19 protein-coding genes are annotated in these 24400 nt (G+C 60.4%); 7 read left to right on the top strand and 12 right to left on the bottom strand.

The window, feature by feature from the left end:
* Nucleotides 1–12: 12 nt before the first annotated feature.
* The 8 genes from I6E51_RS00590 to I6E51_RS00555 all read right to left on the bottom strand — a co-directional run bounded on the left by I6E51_RS00590 (nt 13) and on the right by I6E51_RS00555 (nt 8900).
* Complete coding sequence (locus I6E51_RS00590; RefSeq protein WP_197109098.1) at nt 13–726, bottom strand: TetR/AcrR family transcriptional regulator; 714 nt, start codon at nt 724–726, stop codon at nt 13–15.
* 124 nt (nt 727–850) lie between these two features.
* Nucleotides 851–2278: an FAD-binding oxidoreductase gene (locus tag I6E51_RS00585; protein ID WP_197109097.1), complete on the bottom strand. Its 1428-nt coding sequence runs from the start codon at nt 2276–2278 to the stop codon at nt 851–853.
* Between the two features lie 33 nt (nt 2279–2311).
* On the bottom strand, nt 2312–3973 hold the full coding sequence (locus I6E51_RS00580) for an amidohydrolase (protein ID WP_197109096.1): 1662 nt from the start codon (nt 3971–3973) through the stop codon (nt 2312–2314).
* A 55-nt stretch (nt 3974–4028) separates the two neighbouring features.
* Nucleotides 4029–4871, bottom strand: coding sequence for an ABC transporter permease (locus tag I6E51_RS00575; RefSeq protein ID WP_197106995.1), 843 nt, complete (start codon nt 4869–4871; stop codon nt 4029–4031).
* Nucleotides 4868–5818: an ABC transporter permease gene (locus tag I6E51_RS00570; RefSeq protein WP_231599610.1), complete on the bottom strand. Its 951-nt coding sequence runs from the start codon at nt 5816–5818 to the stop codon at nt 4868–4870. The genes I6E51_RS00575 and I6E51_RS00570 overlap by 4 nt, the downstream gene beginning before the upstream one ends.
* Nucleotides 5819–5841: 23 nt before the next feature.
* Nucleotides 5842–7023 (bottom strand): spermidine/putrescine ABC transporter substrate-binding protein, encoded by a 1182-nt coding sequence (locus tag I6E51_RS00565; protein ID WP_197106996.1) that lies wholly within the window; start codon nt 7021–7023, stop codon nt 5842–5844.
* A 13-nt stretch (nt 7024–7036) separates the two neighbouring features.
* Nucleotides 7037–8278 (bottom strand): ABC transporter ATP-binding protein, encoded by a 1242-nt coding sequence (locus I6E51_RS00560; RefSeq protein ID WP_307783737.1) that lies wholly within the window; start codon nt 8276–8278, stop codon nt 7037–7039.
* A gap of 184 nt (nt 8279–8462) precedes the next feature.
* Nucleotides 8463–8900 carry an Lrp/AsnC family transcriptional regulator gene (locus I6E51_RS00555; protein ID WP_197106998.1) on the bottom strand — a complete coding sequence of 146 codons (438 nt, stop codon included), beginning with the start codon at nt 8898–8900 and terminating at the stop codon, nt 8463–8465.
* A gap of 103 nt (nt 8901–9003) precedes the next feature.
* On the opposite strand from I6E51_RS00555, the gene ddaH reads away from it, so the two are divergent.
* Complete coding sequence (ddaH, locus tag I6E51_RS00550) at nt 9004–9840, top strand: dimethylargininase (protein ID WP_197106999.1); 837 nt, start codon at nt 9004–9006, stop codon at nt 9838–9840.
* Between the two features lie 118 nt (nt 9841–9958).
* On the opposite strand, the gene I6E51_RS00545 is transcribed toward ddaH, so the two are convergent.
* Nucleotides 9959–10399, bottom strand: a complete 441-nt coding sequence (locus I6E51_RS00545; RefSeq protein ID WP_197109095.1) for a nitroreductase family deazaflavin-dependent oxidoreductase — start codon at nt 10397–10399, stop codon at nt 9959–9961.
* Complete coding sequence (locus I6E51_RS00540) at nt 10396–11673, bottom strand: MFS transporter (RefSeq protein WP_307783734.1); 1278 nt, start codon at nt 11671–11673, stop codon at nt 10396–10398. The genes I6E51_RS00545 and I6E51_RS00540 overlap by 4 nt, the downstream gene beginning before the upstream one ends.
* A gap of 139 nt (nt 11674–11812) precedes the next feature.
* Here I6E51_RS00540 and I6E51_RS00535 point away from each other — a divergent pair, with 139 nt between their 5' ends.
* From I6E51_RS00535 to I6E51_RS00525, 3 genes are all read left to right on the top strand, one after another.
* Nucleotides 11813–13000: a low temperature requirement protein A gene (locus tag I6E51_RS00535; RefSeq protein WP_197109093.1), complete on the top strand. Its 1188-nt coding sequence runs from the start codon at nt 11813–11815 to the stop codon at nt 12998–13000.
* A 20-nt stretch (nt 13001–13020) separates the two neighbouring features.
* Nucleotides 13021–13410 carry a VOC family protein gene (locus I6E51_RS00530; protein ID WP_197109092.1) on the top strand — a complete coding sequence of 130 codons (390 nt, stop codon included), beginning with the start codon at nt 13021–13023 and terminating at the stop codon, nt 13408–13410.
* 266 nt (nt 13411–13676) lie between these two features.
* Nucleotides 13677–14015, top strand: a complete 339-nt coding sequence (locus I6E51_RS00525; RefSeq protein WP_231599732.1) for a HigA family addiction module antitoxin — start codon at nt 13677–13679, stop codon at nt 14013–14015.
* Nucleotides 14016–14401: 386 nt separating this feature from the next.
* Here I6E51_RS00525 and I6E51_RS00520 read toward each other — a convergent pair whose 3' ends face one another.
* Nucleotides 14402–15505, bottom strand: a complete 1104-nt coding sequence (locus I6E51_RS00520; RefSeq protein WP_197109090.1) for a DNA cytosine methyltransferase — start codon at nt 15503–15505, stop codon at nt 14402–14404.
* Between the two features lie 57 nt (nt 15506–15562).
* Nucleotides 15563–18883, bottom strand: a complete 3321-nt coding sequence (locus I6E51_RS00515; RefSeq protein ID WP_197109089.1) for a sigma-70 family RNA polymerase sigma factor — start codon at nt 18881–18883, stop codon at nt 15563–15565.
* 360 nt (nt 18884–19243) lie between these two features.
* Here I6E51_RS00515 and I6E51_RS00510 point away from each other — a divergent pair, with 360 nt between their 5' ends.
* Genes I6E51_RS00510 through I6E51_RS00500 form a run of 3 tightly spaced genes read left to right on the top strand, consistent with a single transcriptional unit; the run spans nt 19244 to nt 24390 of the window.
* Nucleotides 19244–20227: a PD-(D/E)XK motif protein gene (locus tag I6E51_RS00510; protein WP_197109088.1), complete on the top strand. Its 984-nt coding sequence runs from the start codon at nt 19244–19246 to the stop codon at nt 20225–20227.
* On the top strand, nt 20224–23277 hold the full coding sequence (locus I6E51_RS00505; protein WP_197109087.1) for a Z1 domain-containing protein: 3054 nt from the start codon (nt 20224–20226) through the stop codon (nt 23275–23277). The genes I6E51_RS00510 and I6E51_RS00505 overlap by 4 nt, the downstream gene beginning before the upstream one ends.
* A 9-nt stretch (nt 23278–23286) precedes the next feature.
* Nucleotides 23287–24390, top strand: coding sequence for an acyl-CoA dehydrogenase family protein (locus tag I6E51_RS00500; RefSeq protein WP_197109086.1), 1104 nt, complete (start codon nt 23287–23289; stop codon nt 24388–24390).
* Nucleotides 24391–24400: the final 10 nt, after the last annotated feature.

The following is a 24400-nucleotide window of genomic DNA, read 5'->3' as shown; positions in this document are numbered from 1 at the left end:
ACTCGACGCGCATCAGCGTTTGGCCCCAGCGGCGGGAGTATCGCCGGCAGCGGGAGCAGCGCCGCCAGCAGCCGGAGCGACGTCGGCAGGGGCAGCGCCGTCAGCCGACGGAGCACCCAGAATATCGGGATGCGCCTCGAGCAGCGCTACCGTCTCGCGCCACGAGAGCCCAGCCATGCTGAGCGTGGTGCGCACCGCGAGGGAACGGGCTTCGGGCAGAGACGCATCGACGCGAGTGATGGCGGCGCGCGCAGCCTCTTCGACGAGCCGGGCGAGGGTGGTGACATCCACGTCGGTGCGGAGCGTGCCGTCATTCTGGCCGCGCTGAAGGATGGCGGCAACAGCATGCCGTAGCGGCGCGAGCGCTTTTCCGGTGGCTTCGAGGTGAGCATCATCGAGGGCGATGGAGGCGGCAACCTGCACGTGGGCGGCCTGTTGCCACAGCAGTGAGGTGAGGCGGGCAAGCGCGACTTGAGCATCGGTGTCGGTGACGTCGAGGGCGATGCGGTTGAAACGTTCGGCGCCAGCATCGATGATCTCGGCGAGAAGTGCGTTGCGGTCGGCGAAGTGGCCGTACAGAGCGCGGCGAGAGAGCCCGGCGCTGCGGGCGATGGTGTTGATCGACGCTTGGGGGTCGTGGGCAATAGCGGCGGTGGCGGCACTGAGAATGCCGGCGCGGTTATCGACTGCGTCCTGTCGCGGGCGACGGGGAGCGGAAGTGGTCATTCCGCCACTGTAATAACTTGCACAGGAGTGTGCAAGTTATTACAGGTGACTGACAGGTGCGGTCGCGCGGCGCGGGTTGTTGCGCGACCGGAGCCGCGAAAGCACCGGCCGCGCGAACGCCTGGCTAGGAGTCGAAACCGAGCCCCAGCGCATCCAATGTTTTGAGAATCACGTTGCGGCGACCCTGGTTGTGGTCGGCACGATTGAGCGACCAGCGCGTGGCCTGAATGCCCACGGACGCAATCGGCTCGGGTGGGAACGGGAGCGGCATCTTCTTCACCATCTCCAGCTCGGTGCGCTCCGTCGTGAGACCGTCGAGCTTGTCGAGCATCACCTGAGCGGCGAAGCGAGTCGCCCCGACACCGAGCCCCGTGAAGCCAGCCGAGTACGCCACGCGACCGTTGCGAGCGAGCCCGAAGAACGCGCTGAACTGAGTCGACGCATCGATGGCGCCAGCCCAGCGGTGGCTGAACTTGAGACCCTCCAGCTGCGGGAACGTCGTGAAGAAATGACTCGCGAGTCGCTCGAAGCTCTCCGGACGATTCTCATACTCATCGCGAACCTTGCGGCCGTAATGGTAAACCGCGTCATATCCGCCGAACAGAATGCGGTTGTCAGCGCTGAGGCGGTAGTAGTGGAACTGGTTCGCCATGTCGGCAAGACCTTGGCGGTTCGACCAGCCAATCGAGGCGAGTTGCTCGGGGCTCAAGGGTTCCGTCATGAGTACATAGTCATACACGGGAACCGTGTGCAGGCGCGCACGCTTCAGCAACGACGGAAAAGCGTTAGTCGCGAGCGCAACCCTGGCCGCGTGAACGCGACCCTTCTTGGTGTGCACGACTGCGGCATCCGTTGGGCCACCGGATGTCTCGACCTCGCGCACCGGAGAGTGCTCAAAGATCTCGACCCCGAGTTCGCTTGCGACTCGAGCCAGTTCACGAACGAGCTTCGCGGGGTGCACAAGCGCGTTGATGCGCTTGTTCCAGACGCCGGCGAGGTAGGTGGGCGAGTTGACCTGGGCCCGAATGGCAGCCTCGTCGAGAAAGACAGTGTCGTCGTTGGTCTCTGCCTCTTTCAGCCACTCGATCTCGTGCTCTTCGATCGCAAGGTCGAGCGAGCCCGTGCGCTCGAAGTCGACATCGAGGTTGAGGGCCTTGACGTTCGCCTCAATCTCGTCGAGGTTCTGCAGGCCAAGGCGGTCAAGCTGGTCGTACTCTTTCGGCCAGCGGGTCTTGCCATTTTCTTCACCGTGGGTGAGGCTCGCTTCGCAAAAGCCACCGTTGCGGCCCGAGGCTGCCCAGCCGAGTTCGCGGGCTTCGAGCAGCACAACGCGAGCATCGGGGTTGCGTTGCTTGGCGAGCACCGCTGTCCAGAGGCCGAGATATCCTCCTCCCACAATGGCGAGGTCGGCGGTTACATCGCCGGCCAGCGCGGGGAAGGTGCGGGCATCCTTCACATCGTCAATCCAGAACGGCTTGTGCATCGAGCCCTCAAGGGAGTGGCTGATCACGGATGCCGCTGGCACATTTCTTTCGAACACTATCTTGCCCATGGGGCACTTTCCTCTCTCGCCTGGCGGCGAGCTTTATGGTTGGGCGGGCGCGCGGTACACGCGCTCGCCTTCGACGAACGTCTGCTCGGTGCGGGTGCGGCCGATGTCGGCCGTGGCACCCGCGAAGGGGTTGCGATCGAGAACGACCAGGTCGGCAAGCTTGCCGACCGCGATCGTGCCCGTCGCATCGAGGTGGTTGGTGAACGCTGAACCGGCGGTGTAGGCGGTCATCGCGGTGAGCAGATCAATGCTCTGCTCGGGCAAGAACGCGTCGTAGTCGCCCTCTTCGTGGCCGGGAGCTGCCCTGCGGTTGACGGCGACGTGGATGGCCGCCATCGGGTCAGGGCTCGACACCGACCAGTCGCTGCCGGACGCTAAGTGCGTTCCGGCGCGGTGCAGGTCGGCCCACGGGTACTGCCACGAACTGCGCGGGTCGCCCAAGAACGGCAGGGTCAAGTCGACCATCTGCGGCTCGAGCGCGGCCCAATACGACTGAAGGTTGGCGGTCACGCCTATCTCAGCGAAGCGGTGAATGTCATCCGGATGCACGACCTGAAGGTGCGCAATGTGGTGACGGTTGTCGTTGGGACCGTTGATCGCTCGCGCTGCCTCAACCGCGTCGAGGCACTCGCGCACGGCGCGGTCGCCGATGGCGTGGAAGTGCACTTGGAAGCCAAGGGCGTCGAGTTCAGTGACGTTCGAGATGAGCTGGGCGGCATCCACAAACGAGATGCCGGAGTTGTCGGTGTGGTGACCGCAACCATCGAGGTAGGGCTCGAGCATCGCGGCGGTGAAGTTCTCGGCAACACCGTCTTGCATGATCTTCACACTCGTCGCAGCGAAGCGACCGGTGGCGTTCTTGTCCCGGCGCATCACAAGTTCGGGAATCTGTTCGGGCCCACGCGTGCGATCCCACCAGAGAGCGCCGACAACGCGCGCGGTCAGGTCACCCGACTCGGCCGCCGCCATGTAGGCGGGAGTGGCATCGCCGGCATCCCCATAGCCGCCCAAGATGGCGTCTTGCCACGCGGTGATGCCTAGGGAGTGCAAATACTCTTGGCCGATCAGAAGCGCGCGACTGTAATCCTCGGGCGACGTTTCGGGCAGCAGCGCGTTCACGAGCGACATCGCGCCCTCGTGCAGCGTGCCGGTGGGATTGCCGGCGGCGTCGCGCTCGATGCGGCCATCGGCGGGGTCGGGCGTCGCGGCGGTGATTCCGGCAAGCTCCAGCGCGCGCGAGTTCACCCAGGCGCCGTGGCCGTCGCGGTTCGGGATGAACGCGGGTCGGTCGGCAACAGCCAGATCCAGATCGGATGCCGTTGGCGTGCCCCCGGGGAAGGCCGACATGTTCCAGCCACCGCCCAAAATCCACTCGAGCTCAGGGTTCGCCGCTGCATAGTTCTTCAGCCGCGCTACATACTCATCGCGCGTCGAGTCCCCGGAGAGATCACAGCGGATGAGGTCGAGCCCGCCCCACACGGCGTGCACGTGGGCATCCTGAAATCCAGGGATCAGCAGTTTGCCGTCAAGGTCAACAACCTCGGTAGCGGGACCGATGAAGGGCTGGATGTCGGCGTCGACGCTGCTGACAGCGATGATGCGGCCGTCGCGCACGGCCACGCTTCCGCGGCACGGTTCATCGCCGGTAGCCGTGAAGACGGGGCCACCGGTAAAAACGAGGTCAGCAAACGTCATGGTCGTGCACCTTCTGGTTCGTTCGAACTGCTGCGGTCAGGAGCGGGGGAGCGACCTAGCCGCCACCCACAGTCTTGGCGATGTCGGTGGCCGAGTCGCCAGCGCGACGCAAGACGTAGGCAACGAGACCGAGTGCCGCAAGCGTGAGCAGCAGCATGATCGTGGAGACGGCCGCGATCTCGGGGCGGAGCCCGGTGCGCACAGCGCTCAGCACGTAGACGGGCCACGGGGTTGAACCCGACACCTGCACGAAGGCCGAAACGATCGTGTTGTCGAGGCTGAGGGTGAACGAGAGAAGGCCACCGGCGAGCACAGCCGGCATCACGAGCGGGAGAGTGATCTGCGTGAAGCGCTTGAAGGGGGGAGCGTAAAGGTCGGCAGCGGCCTCCTCCAAGCTCTCGTCGATTCCGACGAGGCGCGAGCGCACAATGTAGGCAACAACAGCGGTTGCGAACAGGGAGTGACCAACGACGAGTCGCACGATTCCGTTGTCGAAGATGCTGAGGCCGACATCTTGACCGAGGAAGACCATCCACGGCAAGAGTGAAACGGCATCCACGATTTCAGGGGTGACGGTGACAAGCACAAGCAGAATAAGGAACGCGGGTGCCCACTTGCCGGCCCGACGAGCCAGTGCAACGCCCGCCATTGTTCCGAGAGCGGTCGCAATGAGCGCCGCAATGAAACCGGTCTGGATCGACACCAGCACGGCATCCGTAATCGCTGGTTTTGTAACGATCGCCGCGAACGAGCCGAAACCGAACTGATCCCACGAGACCAAAAGGCGGCCCTCGTTGAACGAGTAGATGATGATGACGGCGATGGGCGCAAAGAGGAACGCGAAGACGATCACGGCCCATACTTTGAGCGAAATATCTGTCAGGGCGAGTCGCTTCATGACTTGTCTCCCAACACGAGTTTTTGATTGGCGCGCAGGGGCCATGCCGCAAGCCACGTGACAAGCGCGGCGATCCCCACCGTGGTGAGAATCGTGAGCACGAGCACAACAGCCATTGCTGATCCGAGCGCCCAGTTCTGAGCGGTCTGGAACTGGTTAGCGACCATTTGGCCCGCCATGTTTCCCTTTGCTCCACCGAGCACCGTTGCCGTGATGTAGTCACCCATGAGTGGGATGTACACGAGCAGGATGCCGACGATGATGCCCGGCTTGGCCAACGGCAGGGTCACGTTCATGAAGGTCGACCAGCGGCCAGCACCAAGATCTTTGCTCGCTTCACGCATCGGGAGCGATACGCGGTCGAATGCCACAAACATGGGCAGGATCATGAGCGGCAAGTAGTTGTAGACCACACCGATCAGCACGGCGGTGCGGGTGTAAAGAATTTCGAGGGGCTCGTTCAGCATGCCGATCGACTGAAGGGCGTCCGAAAGGATTCCACTCGGCGCCAGGATGATCTGCCATCCGATGGTGCGAACCAGGAAGTTCGTCCAGAACGGAATCATGACCATCGCGAGCAGGATGCCACGTCGTGCGACCGGAGCCTTAAAGGCGAGCCAATACGCAAACGGGATGGAGATGGCCAGGCATATCAGGGTGCCGACCACCCCCACCCACAGTGTGTTCTGGAACGTTGTGAAGAACGTCGGAGACAACGCCTCGGCGTAGCGGTCAAAAGACAGCACGTCGTTGGCGTGGGTTCCGAAAATGCCCGGCTTGTATCCGAAACTAAACCAGACCACGAGCGCGACGGGCGCAACGAAGAAGGCGAACAGCCAAGCCCACGCCGGGATGGCGAGGGCAAAGCTGGGCAGCTTCAACCAGCGAGGGCGCTTCGAGGGCGCCTTTCGCGGTGGGGCCGTTCGGCCTTCAACGGTAGTGGTCATAGTAAATTCCGGATGGTCGCGGGTTAGGCGCCGGCCGACGCCTTCGTCTTGTCCCAAATTTCAACGATGCGCTGCTGTGCCTCGCCGATGGCTTGAGTGTGCATGGTGCTGATCTGGGCCTCATCGAAGAACACGAGGTCGAGCATTTCGAGGCCCTCGGAACGCGCTGTGTCCTCGATGCCAGTTCCTCCGGTGTGGTAGCCGATGTAGTCGAGTTCGCGCAACGATGCCTCTGGTGTGAGCACGTAGTTAATGAAGGCGTGAGCCGCTTCAGGGTTGGGTGCACCCTCAGCGATAGCCCAGTTATCCATCCACAGTTCCGTGTCAGGCGAACCGAGAACCCACTGCCAGCGGTCGGGGTCGTCGCTCTCCATGATGCCGATGCGAGCATCACCGTTCCACGACTGCATGAGCATGTGCTGCGCCTGCGGAATAGCGGCTCCACCGGGGTAGGAGTCGAAAGCGGAGATGTGCGGGGCCAGCTGAGTGGTCAGGAACTCTTCCGCGGCGGCAAGGTCGGCCTCGTCGGTGGTGTTCCAGTCGATTCCGTTAGCCCAGTAGTAGATACCGAGCAGGGGAGCGGGGTCGTCGAGCACCGAGGTCTTGCCACTGGCCTCGTTCTGGGCTGCGTCGATGAAGTCAGCCCAGTTGGTGAGTTCGCGAGTGATCTTGGTCTTGTCGTAAACGAAACCAGTCGTGCCCCAGGCCTTGCAGATGGAGTACTCGTTGTTGGGGTCCCAGTCGCGACCAAGGAAGTCGGGATCCATGTCAGCGATATTCGGGATGAGGTCGAGGTTGAGCTTGCTGAGCAAGCCGTTCTCGATCATCTGCGGGATGAACGGGCCGGTGGGAACGACGATGTCGTAGCCACTCGTGCCTCGTGCAGCGACAAGCTTGGAGATGAGCTCTTCATTCGAGTTGAAGGCGTCGAACGTGACCGTGGGGCCGAGCTCGTCGGTGTACTCGGTGACCAGGTCGGGGTCGTCGTAGTCGCCCCAGCTGTAGACCGAGAGCGAACCCTCGAGTGCGCCACCGGTCGCCTGCGGCGAAGAGCTAGATCCTGAATCGGTGCTGCAGGCCGCGAGTGCCGCAGCGCTCGCTGCCGCGCCAGAAAGCGCGAGGAAACGGCGGCGGTTCAACTGGCTCTTGATGATCTTCGTTGCTGACGTTGACGCAAGAATGCGAATGGGAGTTTCGTGGGACATCGGGCTGCTCCTTCTAAAGGGAAATTGAACTGGTTGGTGGTGCTGGGTTGGAGACCGCACGAGCAATGTCGGCCTGAGCCTGAGTCGCCTGCTCACTCGGGAAAACATGAACGGATGCGGTGTCCCACGTGCAGAGCACGGAGTCACCAATCGCCAGTCGGGGCGCATTCGGGCGCGGAACCCGCGACAGCAACGTCTGGTCTTCACCAATAGAGACGAGAAACTGCAACGTCTCGCCCTGGTGCGAGACACCAATAACGGTGCCCGGAATCTGATTCTCTGCCGTGGGGGCTGAGCTTGCGGATGCCGAGGCGAGCGCCACGGAGACAGCCTCGGGTCGCACGGCTGCCTGCGCTGCCATCCCGGGGTCAACGTCGTCGTGCGGCTCGGCCGCATGAATAATGCCGAACGGCGATTCCATAACGGTGAGGCTGCTTGTCATCGTGCCCGGGATGAAGTTCTGTTGGCCAATGAAGCCGGCAACATAGGCGCTCGCGGGCGAATCGTAGATCGAGTCCGCGTCATCCAACTGCTCGATGCGTCCCTTGCGCATGATCGCGATGCGGTCACTCATCGAGAGTGCTTCGCCCTGATCGTGCGTGACAAAGATGAAGGTGATGCCGAGGCGCGACTGCAGAAGCTTGAGCTCGATCTGCATTTCTTCGCGCAACTGGCGGTCGAGGGCACCCAGCGGCTCATCGAGAAGGAGAACGGCAGGGCGATTGATGAGGGCCCGGGCCAACGCGATGCGCTGCTGCTGGCCACCCGAAAGCTGGGTGGGCTTGCGATCGGCGAATGAGCGCATCTGCACGAGATCAAGTGACTCGGTAACGCGTTCGCGGATTTCAGACTTGGGGGTGCCCTTTTGGCGAAGCCCGTAGGCCACGTTCTCGGCAACGCTCATGTGCGGGAAGAGAGCGTAGGCCTGGAACACCGTGTTGACGTTGCGCTTGTGGGGAGGAATGCCCACAACATCCTGACCAGAGATGCGGATGCTGCCCGAGGTCGGCTCTTCGAAGCCGGCGAGCATGCGCAAGGTTGTTGTCTTTCCGCAACCGGAAGGGCCGAGCAAGGAGAGGAACTCTCCCGGACGCACGTGCAAGCTGATGTTGTCGACAGCGACAGCGCCACCAAACTTCTTGGTCACACCCTCGAGGACGACGGAACCCTCAGGCTCGCTAGCATTCGTCGTTTGTGCACTGGAACCCACTGCGGCTGAACCGGCGGGGGCTGTGTTCTGGGATGACTCTGTCACGACGCTACGTACCTCCAAGATCGCGAAAACTTATTCGCGACTGTGGGTGTAGTCAACCGGAAAAACGGATGAGACGCAACGGTTTACATGGTTAAGATCGTGTTACGGAACGGATTTCGTCGTTTTGAGTCGATTTCACGGCGCAAATCTAAGAGATCGCCAAGAACGACAACGAGGCAGATTGCTACTCGTAACGACGGTGAATCAGGCGCGACAACACGATAGAGCTGCGGGTGTTGTCGATGTTCGTGGCGGTGCGCAGCCGCTCGAGAGCGATCTCAAGCGAGTGGATGTCGCGCGAGCGCATGTGGACGACAGCGTCGGCCGATCCGCTGACTGTTCCGGCATCCACCACTTCGGGAATGGCGCTCAGGATTCGCTTGAGTTCGTGCGGAGCCACGTTGCCGCGGCAAAAGAGCTCGACGTAGGCTTCGGTTCCCAAGCCGTCGACGGCGGGATCGACCTGCACGGTGAAGCCGCGGATGGTGCCGTTGGCGACGAGACGGTCGACGCGACGTTTAACTGCGGAGGCGGAAAGCCCCACTGCTTCTCCTATATCTCCATAGCCTGCGCGGGCGTTGAGGCGGAGCATGTCGATGATTCCTGCGTCCAGCTTGTCCATCTCCCCAGAGTACGGTGGATTGTTGTGCTGTGGCTAGGGATTGCGCCGAATTAGTGCGCAGATTGCCGAGACATTGCGGATAGGTGCGTGAAACACTGGGGCTATGACGATCACTGACACCTCATCGACCACGCCTGCCCGCCAGGCCATCGCGAAGACCGTGCTGATGTGCCGTCCCGACTTCTTTACGGTCACCTACAGCATCAACCCGTGGATGAATCCCAACGATCCCACAGACACCAGCCTCGCTGTCAAGCAATGGCAGACGCTCTACGACACCTACATTGACCTCGGCTTCACCGTAGAACTCATCGACCCCATCGACGGGTTGCCCGACATGGTCTACGCCGCGAACGGCGGCTTCGTGATCGACGGCAAAGCCTACGGCGCCCTCTTCACCTACGACGAGCGCAAAGCAGAAGGCCCCGCCTACATGGAGTGGTTCGGCGCCAACGGCCTCGACGTTGCTTCCCCCGAGAACGTTAATGAGGGTGAGGGCGACTTCCTCCTTGTCGGCGACAACATCCTTGCAGGCATGGGCTTCCGCACCTCGGTCGAAAGCCACCGGGAGCTTGCAGAGCTTTCGGGCCGCAACGTTGTCTCCCTCAACCTCATTAACCCCAGCTTTTACCACGTCGACACCGCCATCGCGAAGCTCGACGAAACCAACATCGCCTACCTGGAGAGCGCGTTCGACGAGCCCTCTCTCGAAAAGCTCCGTGCACTGTATCCCGACGCCATCCTCGCTACAGAAGAGGATGCGGCAGTGCTCGGACTTAACTCCTACAGTGACGGCTACAACGTCGTCATCGCTGCCCGCGCCAAAGACTTCGAGCGTCAGCTCAAGGAACGCGGCTACAACCCCATCGGCGTTGACCTCTCCGAACTGCTGCTCGGCGGTGGCGGCGTGAAGTGCTGCACCCTGGAACTGCGCCGCTAGCGGCACGGTACCGATAACTTCGCCGCTAGCGGCGAGATGCGCCTGGCGCACTGAACAGAACGAATGGCCTGCGACTCGAGCGCGGGCCATTCGTGTTTTTGCTGCCGTACTGCGCGGGCTAGCGCTCTTCGCAGATCACCACGGGGATGTCGCGCTCGGTCTTGGTCTGGTACTCGGCATAGCGCGAATTGGCGGCCACAATCTGGGGCCACAGCTCAGCCTTCTCTGCGGCATCCGCGGTGTGGGTGTGCACGGGGATGGTGCGTCCGCGCACGGTGAGTTCGGCATCCGGATCCGCTTGCAGGTTGCGGTACCAGAGGGGGTCGCGATCGTCGCCGCCCTTTGACGCGACAATCACCCAGCGGCCTTTGCCGTGCACGGGAGCAGTCAGCATCGTTGACCGGCGGATGCCCGACACCCGACCCGTGGTGTGAAGCTCAAGTGAGGGCATGCCGCCCAGAGTCCAGCCCAGGCGACCGCCCGATACGGCAAGGATCGCGCGGTGCACGCCGTTCATGAGTTTCATGCCGAGGTCGCTGAGGCGGTTGCTAGTGCTCATAGGTCTATTCTCGCGCGGCGCTGCGGTGGGCGCACGAAGAGTGCGAGCACTGCGACGGCTATCGGCAGGCTCGCAAACCACACGGCCGGCTCAGTGAAGTTACCGCTGACGTCGACGGCAAGGGCGAGGGCGATCGGGCCGAGAGCCGTGGAGCCCAGGGCGATCGCGGTCGTGACGCCGCGAATGGAGCCGATGTGGGCGGTGCCGTAGTAGCGCACGTAGGCTGCCGCTTCCATCCCGCGCAGGCTTCCGCCGGCAGCGCCGAGAACGAGACCGTAGAGAATGGCTGTGCCGTCAGGGCCGACGACGGAGAGCAACAGCAGTGAGCCGGCGAGCGTGAGCATCGAGAAGATCACGAACAGCTTGGGGCTCACGCGGTCGACGAACGCTCCGACAATCAGGGTTGCCGCGATGCCGGTGACGGTTTGCGGCAGAAAGTTGGCGGCCGCTTCGAATGGGGTGAGGCCGCGCTCGCCGAGGATCGCGATTTGGTGGAAGGCGAGGCCGGTGCTCAGCATGCCCGAGACGGCGAGGGAGGAGGCGATGACCCAGAACATGCCGGTGCGGGCTGCTTCGCCGAGCATCCACGATTCTTTCTGGATGACGATCTGCGCCGTCGAGAGATCTTCGGTCTGGGCGGCAACTCGGCTGCGCTTCGGCAGGATGAACGCGAGGGGTACGACGACGGCGAGCACGATCGCGGCTTCCCACCGCCAGGCGGCGTGGATGCCGACAGCCGAGATGAGCCGTTCGAGACCGACGGGGGCGAGGGAGATTCCGGCGGATCCGATGGCGGCCGTGATGCCCAGCGCCAGTCCGCGGCGGTGGGTGATGGCGCGGGCGACCGCCGTGGTGGCGGCGAGGCTGAGGGCGCCCTGGCCGAGCATCCGCACCCCCACGAAACCGGCGGTGAGACCAGCGATGCCGTCGACGAAACTCAGGCCAAGCAGCACACTTGCGAACAGGGCGCCGATGACGATGGTGACGTAGCGGGCGCCGAAGCGGTCGAGGGCGCGGCCGACGAACGGTTGCGCGGCGGCACCAACGATCGTGCCGAAGAAGTAACTGATCGAGATGCCGGTGCGTGAGACGTCGAGTTCAGCGATGAGGGGGTCGGTGAAGACGGAGATTCCGGCGGTCTGGCCCGGAGCGGTCATCACCGAGAGGACGCCCGCAGCCACGACCAAGCTCACCCACGGCAGCCACCGCACGGGCGACCGCTGTGCCGGAGAACCTCGGCGCGACTGAGCCACGTTCACGTCAGAGGAAACCACAACCACTCAACCCTTCGTACCCACCGTCGGGCCAGCGCTTGGCGTTGCGACTCCTGCCGCAACGCATAGCCAAAATCGTACTCGCCTCTGGCGGGCCGGGATTCAGGCGAGTGGGGATGCTGGTGCGTAAAGTTGTTGCATGAACGCACTGCGCTCGCGGGTGGTGGCTCGCGATATCGACGAGCCGCACCGCAAAACGACTCCCCTTGAGCTGCTCTTCGACCTGACCTTCGTGGTCGCGGTCGCCTCGGTCGTGCGGCAGCTGACGCACGCCGTCGAGGTGGGGCATGCTTTCGAAGCCATCGCGCCGTTCCTGATGGTCTTCTTCTCCATCTGGTGGGCGTGGAATCAGTTCACATGGCTGGCCTCGGCGTACGACACGGATGACGTTCCCTACCGTCTCTTCACCATGCTGCAGATGGGCGGCATCCTCGTTCTCGCCGCCGGAATTCCCATGGCCTTCGACGACGGCAACTTTGCGGCCGTCACCGCTGGATACCTGATCTTGCGAATCGGGCTTATCGCGACCCTGCTGCGCGCGGTAAAAGATGATCCCGAAACGCGCGCGACCGCTGGCCGTTACGCGCTCGGTATTGGGGTCGTGCAGGTTGGCTGGTTGTTGCGGCTGCTGCTTCCCGCCGAGCTGGCCATGGTGTCGTTCGTCATCATCGTGCTCGCCGAACTGGCCGTGCCGCTCTGGGCTGATCGTGCACAGCGACTGTCCTGGCATCCGCACCACATCGCGGAGCGCTATGGAAAGTTCACGATTTTGGTGCTCGGCGAAAGCGTGCTCGCCTCGACGTTCGCGGTGCAGGAGGCGCTCGAGGAGGGTCTGTCGCCGTCGCTCATCGTGGCGTCGGTTGCTGGGCTCGTGCTGCTGTTCGCGCTGTGGTGGCTGTACTTCTCTGAACCCGCCGCCGAGGGCCTAGAAAACAGGCGCGATCGCTACCTGTTTTGGAACTACGGTCACTACTTCTTGTTTGCGGCGCTCGCCGCCGTCGGAACCGGCATTGAAGTGGCGGTGCGATCCGTCACGACAGACCTCGAGTCGAGCGAGCTCGTGGTCGGCTACTCACTGGCGCTGCCCGTCGCGCTCTTCGTTCTGCTGCTGTGGCTGTTGCACGCGCCCATGGTGGAGCGGGTGTCGATTCCGCGATCGGCAACCGTCGTTGCGGTACTCGTGATGCTGGCGCTGCCGCTGGCAGCATCCGCCATCGGCACTATCGGCGTAGCCGTGGCTATTGCGGTGGTCTCGGTAATTCTGCTGGCGGTCGCACTATTGACGGGACGCATGCGCGCAGCAAAACTTGAGGCCAAGCAGGACTAGCAAAGAGAGGGCGGAACACGATGTTTGCTCCGAAAGATGCATTCTCTGGATTCAGCGTCAACGATCTGGAAGCCGCTGCAGCCTTCTACCGTGACAGCCTCGGCCTCGCAGTCGCCGATGGCGGAATGGGCACGCTGCGCCTCACGCTCCCCGGCGGCGCCGAAGTGACCATCTACCCCAAGGAGAACCACGAACCGGCGAGCTTCACCATCCTGAACTTTGCGGTGGAGGATGTCGAAGCTGCCGTCGATGCGCTCAACGAGCGTGGCGTGGTCACCAAGATCTATGGCGACGGCGACCTCATGGGCGACCTCGGCACTGACGCGAAAGGCATCATGCGCGGGCACGGGCCGGAGATTGCGTGGTTCAAGGATCCTGCCGGGAATGTGCTGTCGGTTATCAAGGCGTGACGCCGCAGGGAGGGTAACGGACGCCTGACGGCGAGACCGTATGCCCTTGCTATACGTATAGTGTGACAATACACTTATGGCGTGATCAAGTCGTTTCGCCACAAGGGCCTCGAAGCATTCTTTGTGAGCGGCAAGAAATCAGGGATCCGACCGGATCACGCGAAGAAACTACAGCGGCAATTGGCGTGTGGTTTTCACATTCGAGCGCACAGACGTATACCTCGTTGACTACCTCGACTATCACTAGAAGGAGCAGGACATTGAGCATGTATAACCCTCCCCACCCCGGCGTCCTTCTCGAGGACTATCTCGGTGACATCAGCATTGCGGAAGCCGCTCGACGTTTGGGCGTCACGAGGGCCACGCTGTCGCGCATCCGGAATGGGCACGCGTCAGTGAGCGCGGATATGGCTGTTCGCCTCGGGATACTTCTTGGCACGAGCGCCGAGCTATGGCTCGGAATGCAGACCAGCTACGATCTGTGGGTTGAACGGCAAAAGCCCCAACCCCAGGTCATGCCGCTCGGGCTACGCGAGTGTGACGATAGGAGAATGCCTATGGCAACTCGACAATCATATGGAGTCACCGCGCATCAAAACGGATGATGGTGGTCCATCAAAGTGCCCGAACTGGAAGCCGTGGGTCAAGCCAAGAGCGCGACAGAGATCGAAAATGTAGCTCGAGAAATAATTGGCCTCTGGCTTGACATCGAGCCCGGCAGCTTCGAGGTTGCGGTGACTGTGGAGGTGCTAAGGGATGCGTAAGCGTCGAATTGAGCGTCACTTCACGAAACATGCGAACGCGCGGCGAAGTAGCGCTGCATCATCAGGGCACTCCTAGTCCGGCGTTTATCGATCAAGGTGACTCACAATAGCTAAACGTTGAACCCCGCCACACGTCGCTGATTGACCTCGGGCACGCGGTTTCGTCAGTCGAGCTTCGATCCGTATTTGCGATCGTTTCGCGGCAGACGTGTCGGGCTTTTTCTTTGCTACAGGTACGGCTCCAGTTGGCGCGCAATGGCTTCGCCTAGGGGAATCGGGACCGCGTTTCCGATTTGCCGCGCAATCGCCGTCTTGGACCCGACAAACTTGTGGTCTGCAGGGAAACCCTGGATGAGGGCGGCCTCGTAGTGGGTGATCGCGCGGTGCTCGGTGGGGTGCAAATAGCGCCCCTTTTCTGGCTTGAAGAACTCGGTGCGAATCGTCACTGACGGTTTGTCCCAGTTGAGTCGGCCCATCACGTCACCGGAGCCGGTCGTATGGTTTTTCCAGCACTCAGGCAGAAGGTCGGGGCGGTTCTTTGCGAGGTCAAACCTGTTGCCGTTTTCAGGGATGGCTGCAAAACGGGCGAGCGAGAGTTCGGTGTAGGCGCGCCCGACGTGCATCTCTGCGGGCGTGAAGGGGCCTGCGAGATTCTTGTCGTTGAAAGAGGTCGAGCGTCCTGGGCTCATGGCAGTTGTCACGACTGATGCTGAGACGTTCGCTAGCACGCTCTTTACGGGCACATGCCTTCCAGCGTGGGTCGGAGTTGGAAACCCTGGGAACGGAAGAGTCTTGAGATGACCGATAATTACAGCGCGTTTTCGCGCTTGAGGCGCTCCATAGTCGGCAGCGTTGAGCACTCTGTGCTGGAACGTGTAATTCTCGAGGGCTCCGCCCTCGGAGGTTTCGGCGAGAAATTGATCGTACTGAGATGATTTAGCAAAAGCCGCCACATTCTCGACGACAAAATACTTGGGTTTTGCGCGGAGGATCGTTTGGACGTACTGCTCCCAGAGCGAGTTTCGATCGTCCTCAGCGTCCTGCTTACCCAAGGTCGAGAAGCCTTGGCAAGGGGGGCCTCCGACGATCAGATCAGCTCGGGGAACTTTCTCGCTTTTGAGCCAGTCTTGGATGCTGCCCGAATAAACAATGTCTAGACCAAAGGTGGCTTCGTAGGATGCAGCGGCTGCGGTGTCCCATTCCACTGCGCGTACAGTCTCGTATCGAGCTGATGCCTTTTTGAAGCCTGCGGTGAGTCCGCCAGCGCCCGCGAACAGATCGATCACGCGGATCGTTTTCTTGCGTCGACGAATAGTCCCAGAGTTCGCCATAGCTGGGGTCTCCGATTGCACAGGCGTGGGTGGGGAAAGCGTGGGCACTTCGCAAGTCTAGCCGGCGCCAGTGTCTTCTGGTCGTAAGCGGCTTGCGTGGTCACCGCGAAGCCTTCGGACAAGTTTCTTGCTTGGCACTACAGGTCTGCGGGGGCTATCGAGGAGCTGCCAAGCAATTGCAAGTTGAGTGCGCCCTTGATCGTGCGCTATGCGGCTGACGCCAGTACCTTTTCGATACGCACTAAATATCCGCTCGCGCTCTGCAGGTTCCCATGCGAGCCCATGGCGGGGAGCTAAGGACTCATCGTCGATTGCGCCGTTTAGGGCGAGTACTACTTTGCTGAGACGCGTAGCTACGTAGCGGATATCGACTTCGGCTTCGGCCTCGATTGCGGCGAGGGACCAGCCCTGACGGTAAAGGTCGACGATGTGCGCGTCGCTGCCGAGCTCGATCGGGACCTGTTGATCGGGGGCCTCTGGCTCGGGTGCTTCGATACGTGCTGCGGCCTGCGAGGAAGGTCCTTTTCCGAGGGGGACGGGAGGCGTCGCGACAAACGCTCGTGGCCGACTGCGAAATGGTTCGAGGAGGTCGCTGCCCTCGCGATCAAGTTCTGCGTCGAGAAAGTCCTCCAAGTGGCCTCGAACTTCTGTACTGGAACGAAGACTTTCCATTGTCTTTTTCTCGATTTGTCGGATGCGTTCGCGAGTTACGCCGAAGATATCGCCAATGTGATCAAGAGTTGCGGGGTCTTGACCCCCGATGCCGAATCGCATCTGGATTGTCGTTGCTTCTCGCTTGGGCAGGGCGCTAAGCACATTGTTCATAGAGCCACGGAACTCAGCATGGATCAGCAGGTCAACGGGCGCGACCGACTCGTCGATCAAAGTGTTGTGGAACGATCCGAAGCCCTCACCGGGATCTAGTTCCTTGTCTATCGAAAAGAACGAGTATTCGTAGCCTAGAGCGCTCGCTGCTTCTTGCTCTGTGACTTCGGCCGCAGCGGCGAGTTCCGAAATGGTCGGCTCACGGTCGTTCTGAAGCTCGAAGCTGCGCGCCGTTTGACGCAGTTTGCTTTGCTGCTCCACCATGTGGACGGGGATGCGAATTGTGCGGCCCTGATCGGCGAGGGCACGTGTGATCGCCTGACGGACCCACCAGGTCGCATAGGTGGAAAACTTGAACCCTTTCATGTAATCGAACTTCTGTATCGCACGTAACAGTCCAAACGCGCCCTCTTGAATGAGGTCGGCATAGTCCAAACCATGATTGACATAGCGGCGTGCAATTGAAAACACCAAACGGTAGTTGGACGCGGCGAACCGGGCAAATGCCTTTTCACCATTTTTGGCGACCCATTGGAACTCACGACCCAATGGTGAACGTTGTTCGCGTCTATCGAGCAGGTCCAATTGTTCTTGAGCGAAGAGGCCCGCTTCGATTTCTTTTGCGAGTGACACTTCCTGGTCAGCGCTGAGAAGAGGAAAGTCATTAAGGCGTTGTCGCAGATCGAGGACGAGATCGTCTGATGCTCCGAGCACATTGGGAATCAACTGCATTCTTTCGCCGTCGTCCGTTAGCTCGCCTCGGGCTGCCTCGCGCGCATACCGCGCATTGCGCGCTTCATCTTTAGCGGCTTGAAGAGCTGCTTGTTCCGCGTCTTGGGCAACTTCTCGTTTGATCCGAGCGGAGACGACGCGATCAATATCCGCGGGAGTCGGCTGTCCGTGAGATTCAGGGCCGCTCATTTCGCTTTCCGGCGCCTGTGCCTCGTCTTCGCTGACCGTTGAATTGTCGTCTGGCACCGCAAAAACAGGAAGGGCATCGGCGTCGTCTGGTTCGGCGACCGTTGGGTCGAACGCTTTTGCGCCGATCTCGGCGATCGTGGTGAGCGCGAGGACGCGTTGCCAGGCTTCGAGCTGATCGAGCGTGCTTTGTTGAGGTCGCTCGCTGGCGAAGTGCTTTTCCACCAGAAGGTAAATCGAGAGCGAGAGCCCGTCACTTCCAGTGAGCGCGGCGCGGTAGCCAGCGTTCATCCACAGGGTGCGCCGGCGATGGTCGAACTGGAATAGTCGGTCGTCGTCGAGTACCCGCCAACGGATCGACGCGGGTTCTGAATCATCTCTCGACACCAGCATCTCTTGGACGAGGCTGCGGGTAGCGTCGGAAAGGCCTGCTCCAAGCGCAGTTATCGGTTTCGGGCCGACCCGCCTAACGTTTGCGGCTTGCATCGTCTCGCGGGCGTGTTCTAGGTACTGCCGAAAATCTGTCTCATCGTCAGCTATTGCTGCTTCGAGGGCGTGCATGAATTCAGGGCGGAGGACCACTCCGCGCTTCTCTGGATTGATGGCTATCGCACTAAGCATCTCTTTGCTTATATCGATTGACACTCGGGCGAGCTGCGACTCGGTTCGATGATCGGGGAGGAGCGAATGCCAGCCACCTGCTTGAAGCATTCTGCCGTTGCGATAGATGTAGAGGCCTTGACCGTCGATTCGCGGCTTGCCCAAGAGCTTGGCTGCAGGTGCCTGCGAATTCGGCGGGAGAATGTGACATTTCGCGGAGAGCACTCCTCCATCGGGCAGATCGGCAGCGATCGTTTTCGGGTACCCGGTTCGGCCTGAGTGATTGAAGCCGAAGGGGTCAACCGATTCGACGGTTCGTGGAGCACCAGACTCGCTGAATTCGATATCGAACTCGTCGATTTCTATGCGCAGCGCGCCTTCTGCGATAGGCCGGTGAAACGTGAGTCCCAGCTCACCGCGGAGGTCGTTTATTAGTCCGTCAAGCCATTTCTGCCTAACCGATGGAGCCGCAGCAACGGAGACAGCGTCGAGTATCGACCATTCGACAACTGTGCCGGTTGATTGGATCCCACGGTGAGTTCCGAGGTGGTAGCCAGTCCACGCGGCTGACTCGGTGAGGACTTCGATGTCGAAGTTGCCGCCAACATCATTGCGGAGCATGCGTACGCCGTGCATTGCTTCGTAGCCGCAACTAGTAAACACTCGCAGACAGGCACCCTGGCTCATTGATGCTGCTTTTAGTCCCATACCGAAGTGGCCCAGTGAGTCCGCGTCGTATTTGCGCTGTTTGCCGAGGGTCATGGCGTCTATGAGCTGATCGCTATTCATGCCCGTGCCGTCGTCCGCGATACGTATGCTTTTAACCAGACCGCTATCGACCATGAAACGGATGCTGATGCGTTCTGCTCCCGCATCGATCGAGTTGTCTATGAGGTCCGCGATCGCACTGTTGAGAGAGTGACCGCGTCCAATGGCGCTGAGAACTGACGGGTCGGGCTTGAGGGACACCACGCTGGCGACGTCTTCATCGACAACGGAAGTGTCGAGCGCGTCGGTTGCGGGCTTGTTGAGCATTTCTTCATCGTATTAGTGCGTGGCGACATTCGTCGCCCTCCAGTTCGCGGGTGCAAGTGCTGCACTGCTCCTTTGAAGAGAGAGCACTCGACGTGTGCGCACCCAGTCCGAGGGCCACAGGGATGATTCCTCGGGTAGGTAAAGGCGAGTGACCATCAAATATTTCAAGAATGAGATAGAAAGGGTGTGCGCGTTCGTGGAGATGAGCTTTTGGCACTCTGGAATACGAAACCTCGTGGAGTTGCTTTAGGGGGGGGCGCGCTTAGGAATAGTTAGGGACAACGAAATGGGTTTAGTGGCTCGCTGTAGTTTTGCGGGAAACGCGGTCCCCTCGACCACCGGAATCTGGAAAACGAAAAGATGAGTGAAGTCATAAACCCGCAGCATCTGACCCCGGATGTAGTCGAGGAGTACTTCCGATTGGGAATTCGCACAGCCTTCACTCTGAGCGAAGAGCCCGACGCGCGACTCGTCATAGATCCCGTTCGGGACGAAATCCAGCTTCTTACGCCAGCTGCGGGAAGTCCGCCGGAGGTGACCGCGTACGAAAGAATCTCGATCAAGCGCCAGCGTCCTAATGACGCCACCGCCGACTGGTACGAAATGACAGTCGACAGCACTGATATGCGGTACGAGGGATACGTTCTCGTGGAGTCGATCGTTGATCAGTTGCGAGCCGGAGCGTCATTTAGGCATGCCGTATCTGAGTCGCTCGAGGGGCTAAAGGACTTGCTTGCTAGCCGTTCGCGACTTACTGAAGAGCGGATAACTGGTCTGATCGGGGAGTTGCTCGTGCTCTCGCATGTGATCGATGCTGACGGCGAAGATGCCGCGATCGCAGCATGGCTCGGGCCGCTCTCAGAGGAACACGACTTTGGCTTTGGGGATTTCGACGCAGAGGTGAAATGCACTCGCTCCGAAGGTCGGGCGCACGTGATCGGGTCTGACACTCAACTTCAGCCAGAACCTGAACGGCCGCTATATCTTATTTCTGTTCAGATAACTCGTGCAGGAGGAGCCTCCGACTCCTTCACTCTTCCATCTCTTATTGCGTCCGTGCGGTCAAAACTCCACCATGCGTCGAGATCCTTTGACTCTGCGATCGAGGGACTTGGGTGGAGGGACCGCGACGGCGATCTCTACGGAATTCGATATCAATTGCGATCAGTGCCCCGCGGTTATCTGGTCGACGATGCGTTCCCCGCCATTACGGCAGCTCGCCTCGACTCAGTCGTTCCACAGCGCAGTCTTGTCACTCGTGTCTCCTATCGTCTAGACGCAACGCACCTTCCCTACGCCGAGGTGCCGGCACCGCTCGATGGATTCTGTGAGGACATCGTATGAATGACGGCATTTCTTCGATTATTGAGTCGGCGATCCGAGATTCGCTAAATGGAATTCGAGAATCGGGGCCAGAACCCTTGCTTGAGCTCGTCGAATTCAAGTTGCGTCGAGATGCTGTGGAGGTGACTGAGCAGGTCGTTTTGAACGCAATCGTCTCTAGAGATAAGACGGACCCAACGTGGAGAGCAATGCACATGGCTCTCGCGCAGTGGGATGCAGTTTCACCGGCCCCTTGGTCGACTGGCACTAAACCTTGGAGCGCTGAACGTCGAGACCTTATCTATGAACGGCTCGAGCTCTCCACAGGAGCGCGAGAGGAGCTGGATACCAAAATCCCAAGTGCGTCGCAGATGGACGCGATGATCGTTGATTCCGAGCTTTGGAACCCCTGGTACACGGCAGATCGGCAGAGGTCGAACGATTTCTATTGGCAAGCGTACCGTGGCGTCCTCGAGCGCAAAGGATGGGACGTTGACGCACTTACGAATCTCAACAAGTCGACGACAGACATCGTCGGACGGTTGTCTGATCCGAGCGCCGAGGTGGGCTATCAGGCAAAAGGGTTAGTCGTTGGTCACGTCCAAAGCGGCAAGACGGCGAACTTCACCGGAATCGTGGCAAAGGCAGTTGACGCTGGATATCGACTCGTAATCGTGTTGACCGGAACAATTGAACTACTCCGACAGCAGACTCAGCGCCGACTCGATATGGAATTAGTGGGCGAAGAGAATATTCTCGAAGGTGTCGACAGGACCGACGAAACAGCGATCCGAGACATCGACTACATCGGCACGCAGGACACAGATTGGTACGACGGAAAGTTTCTTCGGCACGCGGTGGACATTCATTCAACCCCAGGAATTCCGGCGATTAAGCGGTTGACCACAGTCGGTAAGGACTTCAGAAAGCTCCGACTCGGTCGTGATGCCTTGGACTTCCGCCGGACGGGAGAGTTGCGGGAGCCGGAGAAGCCTGTCTATCACGCAGACAATATTCACTCAGTAGATGCGCGCATCGCCGTGATGAAAAAACACCCCAAGGCGCTCAGCGACCTGTTGCAAGATCTAAAAAATATTCGTGCGGATGTGCGTGAAATCCCTGTGCTCATCATTGATGACGAAGCGGATCAAGCCTCTGTTAATACGGTGAACCCGCGTTCCAAGAAAGCGGCGGCAGATGAGCAAAAGAAGCGCAGCGCGATAAACAAGCTCATCAATGAGCTGCTTACGACCTTGCCCAGGGCTCAGTACATCGGATATACAGCAACACCTTTTGCAAACGTATTTATTTCGCCAGATGACTCCGAAGACATCTTTCCGAAGGACTTTATCGTCAGCCTTGAGCCGTCAGCGGAGTATATGGGAGGGCGACAATTCCATGATCTATCCGGCTTCGACCCAGCCCACAAAGGCGATCCCGGGGTTTCGAACGAGGCCGCTTTTGTCCGAGACCTGCGTGCTGACGGGATTGAGGACCCAGAGGCTGAACGCTTAGAAATCCGGAGTGCTATCGACGCGTTTGTGCTCAGCGGCGCCATCAAGAAGTGGCGTGAAGATCAGGACAGCAAGTTCGGATATCGGCACCACACGATGCTTGTGCATTCGTCCATCAGAGTCGCAGACCATTCTGAGCTTGCAGCGACATTTCGATCCGTCTGGGGCGAGGCTGGGTATAGCTCGCCGAGGGGCTTCGCGCGACTCTTAGGCCTATTTGTCGATGATTTCTTGCCCGTAACCGAGTCTCGATCAGAATGGGGGCATTTGCCGATGCCCCACAATTTCGATGAGTTGAAGCCTTACATCGGTCTTGCTGTTGACGCAATTACGGCCGACAGTGACCCGGTGGTTGTCGTGAACGGGTCTAAAGAGAGCGATTACAGCGCGATGGACTTTCAGGTTCGACCATATTGGCGCATCATGGTCGGCGGTGCCAAGCTCAGTCGTGGCTTCACTGTAGAAGGGCTCACCGTTTCGTATTACCGAAGACGCACCATAGCAGCGGACACACTCATGCAAATGGGACGATGGTTCGGATATCGACCGGGACATAACGACCTCGTGCGGTTATACATCGGACGAGAGGTGCTCGACGGCCGAAAAAAGTCCTTTGATCTTTATGGCGCGTTTACGTCGATCGTCGAAGACGAAGAGGAATTTCGCGACCAACTCAAGAAATTTGCTGACAGAACAGAGGAGGGCAAGCCCGTAGTACGCCCCATCCATGTTCCACCTATGGTCTTTCAGCAACTGCCTTGGCTCCGCCCGACTGGTGCGAATAAAATGTACAACGCGGTGCTGCAATATGAAGGCACTGGGGGAGTTGTCAAAGACTTCAACGCCCACGACTACCGCGGGGATGGTGCTCGTAATAAGAAGCACTTTGACGCAGTTTCTGCGTGGATTCCAAAGTTGTCGGCCGGTGTTGGCGAATACTTCGGAATCGAAGGCACCAAGTTCGAGGCTCGAACAGCAATCTTAACCAGCGAAGAAGTGATCACCGCACTTGGACAGTTCGAGATGCTCTCGCGTGACCAATTTTCTCCGACAATAAGCCTGATCAAAAAGGCGTCGGAAGAAGGTCTAATTAAGGACTGGGCGGTTCTGGTCCCCGAACTCGGCGTGAGCCACCGTCGGATTGTTGGCGACATCACTGTCTCGATAATGGAACGTCGGCGTCGAAGTGACCGCCCGGGATTCGCCGGTAGCGAGCGCCGCCATAGAGCGGCCCTTGAAGTTATTACGGAGAAGCCGGGTCAGACAGTCCTCGCAGGCCCCGCTGCGGAGGCCTTGAGTCGTCCAGATCGCGGTGCCTTGCTCCTCACATTTAGCATTGACCCGGAGGTCCGTAAGGCGGAAAAGAGCCCTGATGGTTCCGGGCGGGTGGACCCAGAGCGCGTGAAACGCGAGTTTTGGCCTAACCCGCTCACCAGCAATGATGTTGCGACGCTTGTTTCGCTCGCTCTGCCCTATGAGGCGGCGCCGCGCGGACGAATTGGGTTCGGCGTCCGACGCCGCGATCAGGCAGACCAAGCGATTATCGACACCGAGTAGCGTTGACCCATGACGGTACTCACCCCAGCACTGCTTGATCGCATCCGGTCGCGGGCCGCGCGCTACGACCGCGAGAACATCTTCTTCACCGAAGACCTGCAAGAGCTGCGTGCCGTTGGCTACTTGAAGCCGCGCAGTTTGCGTGAGCTGTCGGATGATCAGCGCCTCCTCGCCGCGTACGCCCCGGCCACGGCGCTCGCCATCAACATGCACCTCGTGTGGATCGGCGTCGCCTGGGCTCTGCGCGAGCGCGGCGACTCGAGCCTCGACTGGCTGTTGGCGGATGCCGAAGCCGGCGAAATATTTGCTTTCGGCTTGAGCGAACCCGGCAACGATCTCGTCATGTGGGACTCCCTCACCACCGCCGAAACCGTCGAGGGCGGTTACGCCTTTACGGGCACCAAGATCTTCACCTCGCTGTCTCCCGCATGGACCCAGCTCGGACTCTTCGGCAAGCACACCGCCGACGACGGCACCGAAACCCTCGTGCACGGTTTCATCTCTCGCGATGAGCCCGGCTGGCGGTCGCTCGGCGACTGGGACACCCTCGGCATGCGCGCCACTCAAAGTCACACCACGGTGCTGGATGGCGCCTTCGTTCCGGCAAACCGCGTCGCCCGCGTGCTACCCGTCGGCCCCAATGCCGATCCGTTCATCTTCGCGGTGTTCGCCAACTTCTTGCCGCTCATCGCCTCCGTGTATGCGGGCCTTGCCGACCGCGCCCTCGAACTCGGGGTCGAAGCACTGCAGCAGCGCAGCTCGGCCATCAGCGGAGAGGCGTACTCCGAGCATCCGGATCTGCGCTGGCGAATGGCAGATGCCGCCCTCGCGCTCGATGCGATCGAACCCCAACTGCACAGCATCGTCGATGACGTTGATGGGCTCGTGGATCACGGGGCTGGGTGGTTCCGCAAACTGACCGGTGTGAAGCACCGCAGTATCGAAACCGCACGCCACGTTGTCGACCAGGTGATGCGCTCAGCCGGGGGAGGAGCCTTCCGCAGCACGAGCGAACTCTCGCGCCTGCAACGCGATGTGCTCGCCGGCATCTACCACCCCTCGAACCCGGAATCGGTGTACAAGACCGTCGCGAGCGACCTGTTCGGGAGCTAGGTGGGAAGTG

This window comes from Salinibacterium sp. NSLL17, from assembly GCF_015864935.1.
In the GTDB taxonomy this organism is placed as follows: domain Bacteria; phylum Actinomycetota; class Actinomycetes; order Actinomycetales; family Microbacteriaceae; genus Rhodoglobus.
This window is presented reverse-complemented; position numbering and strand designations above follow the sequence as displayed.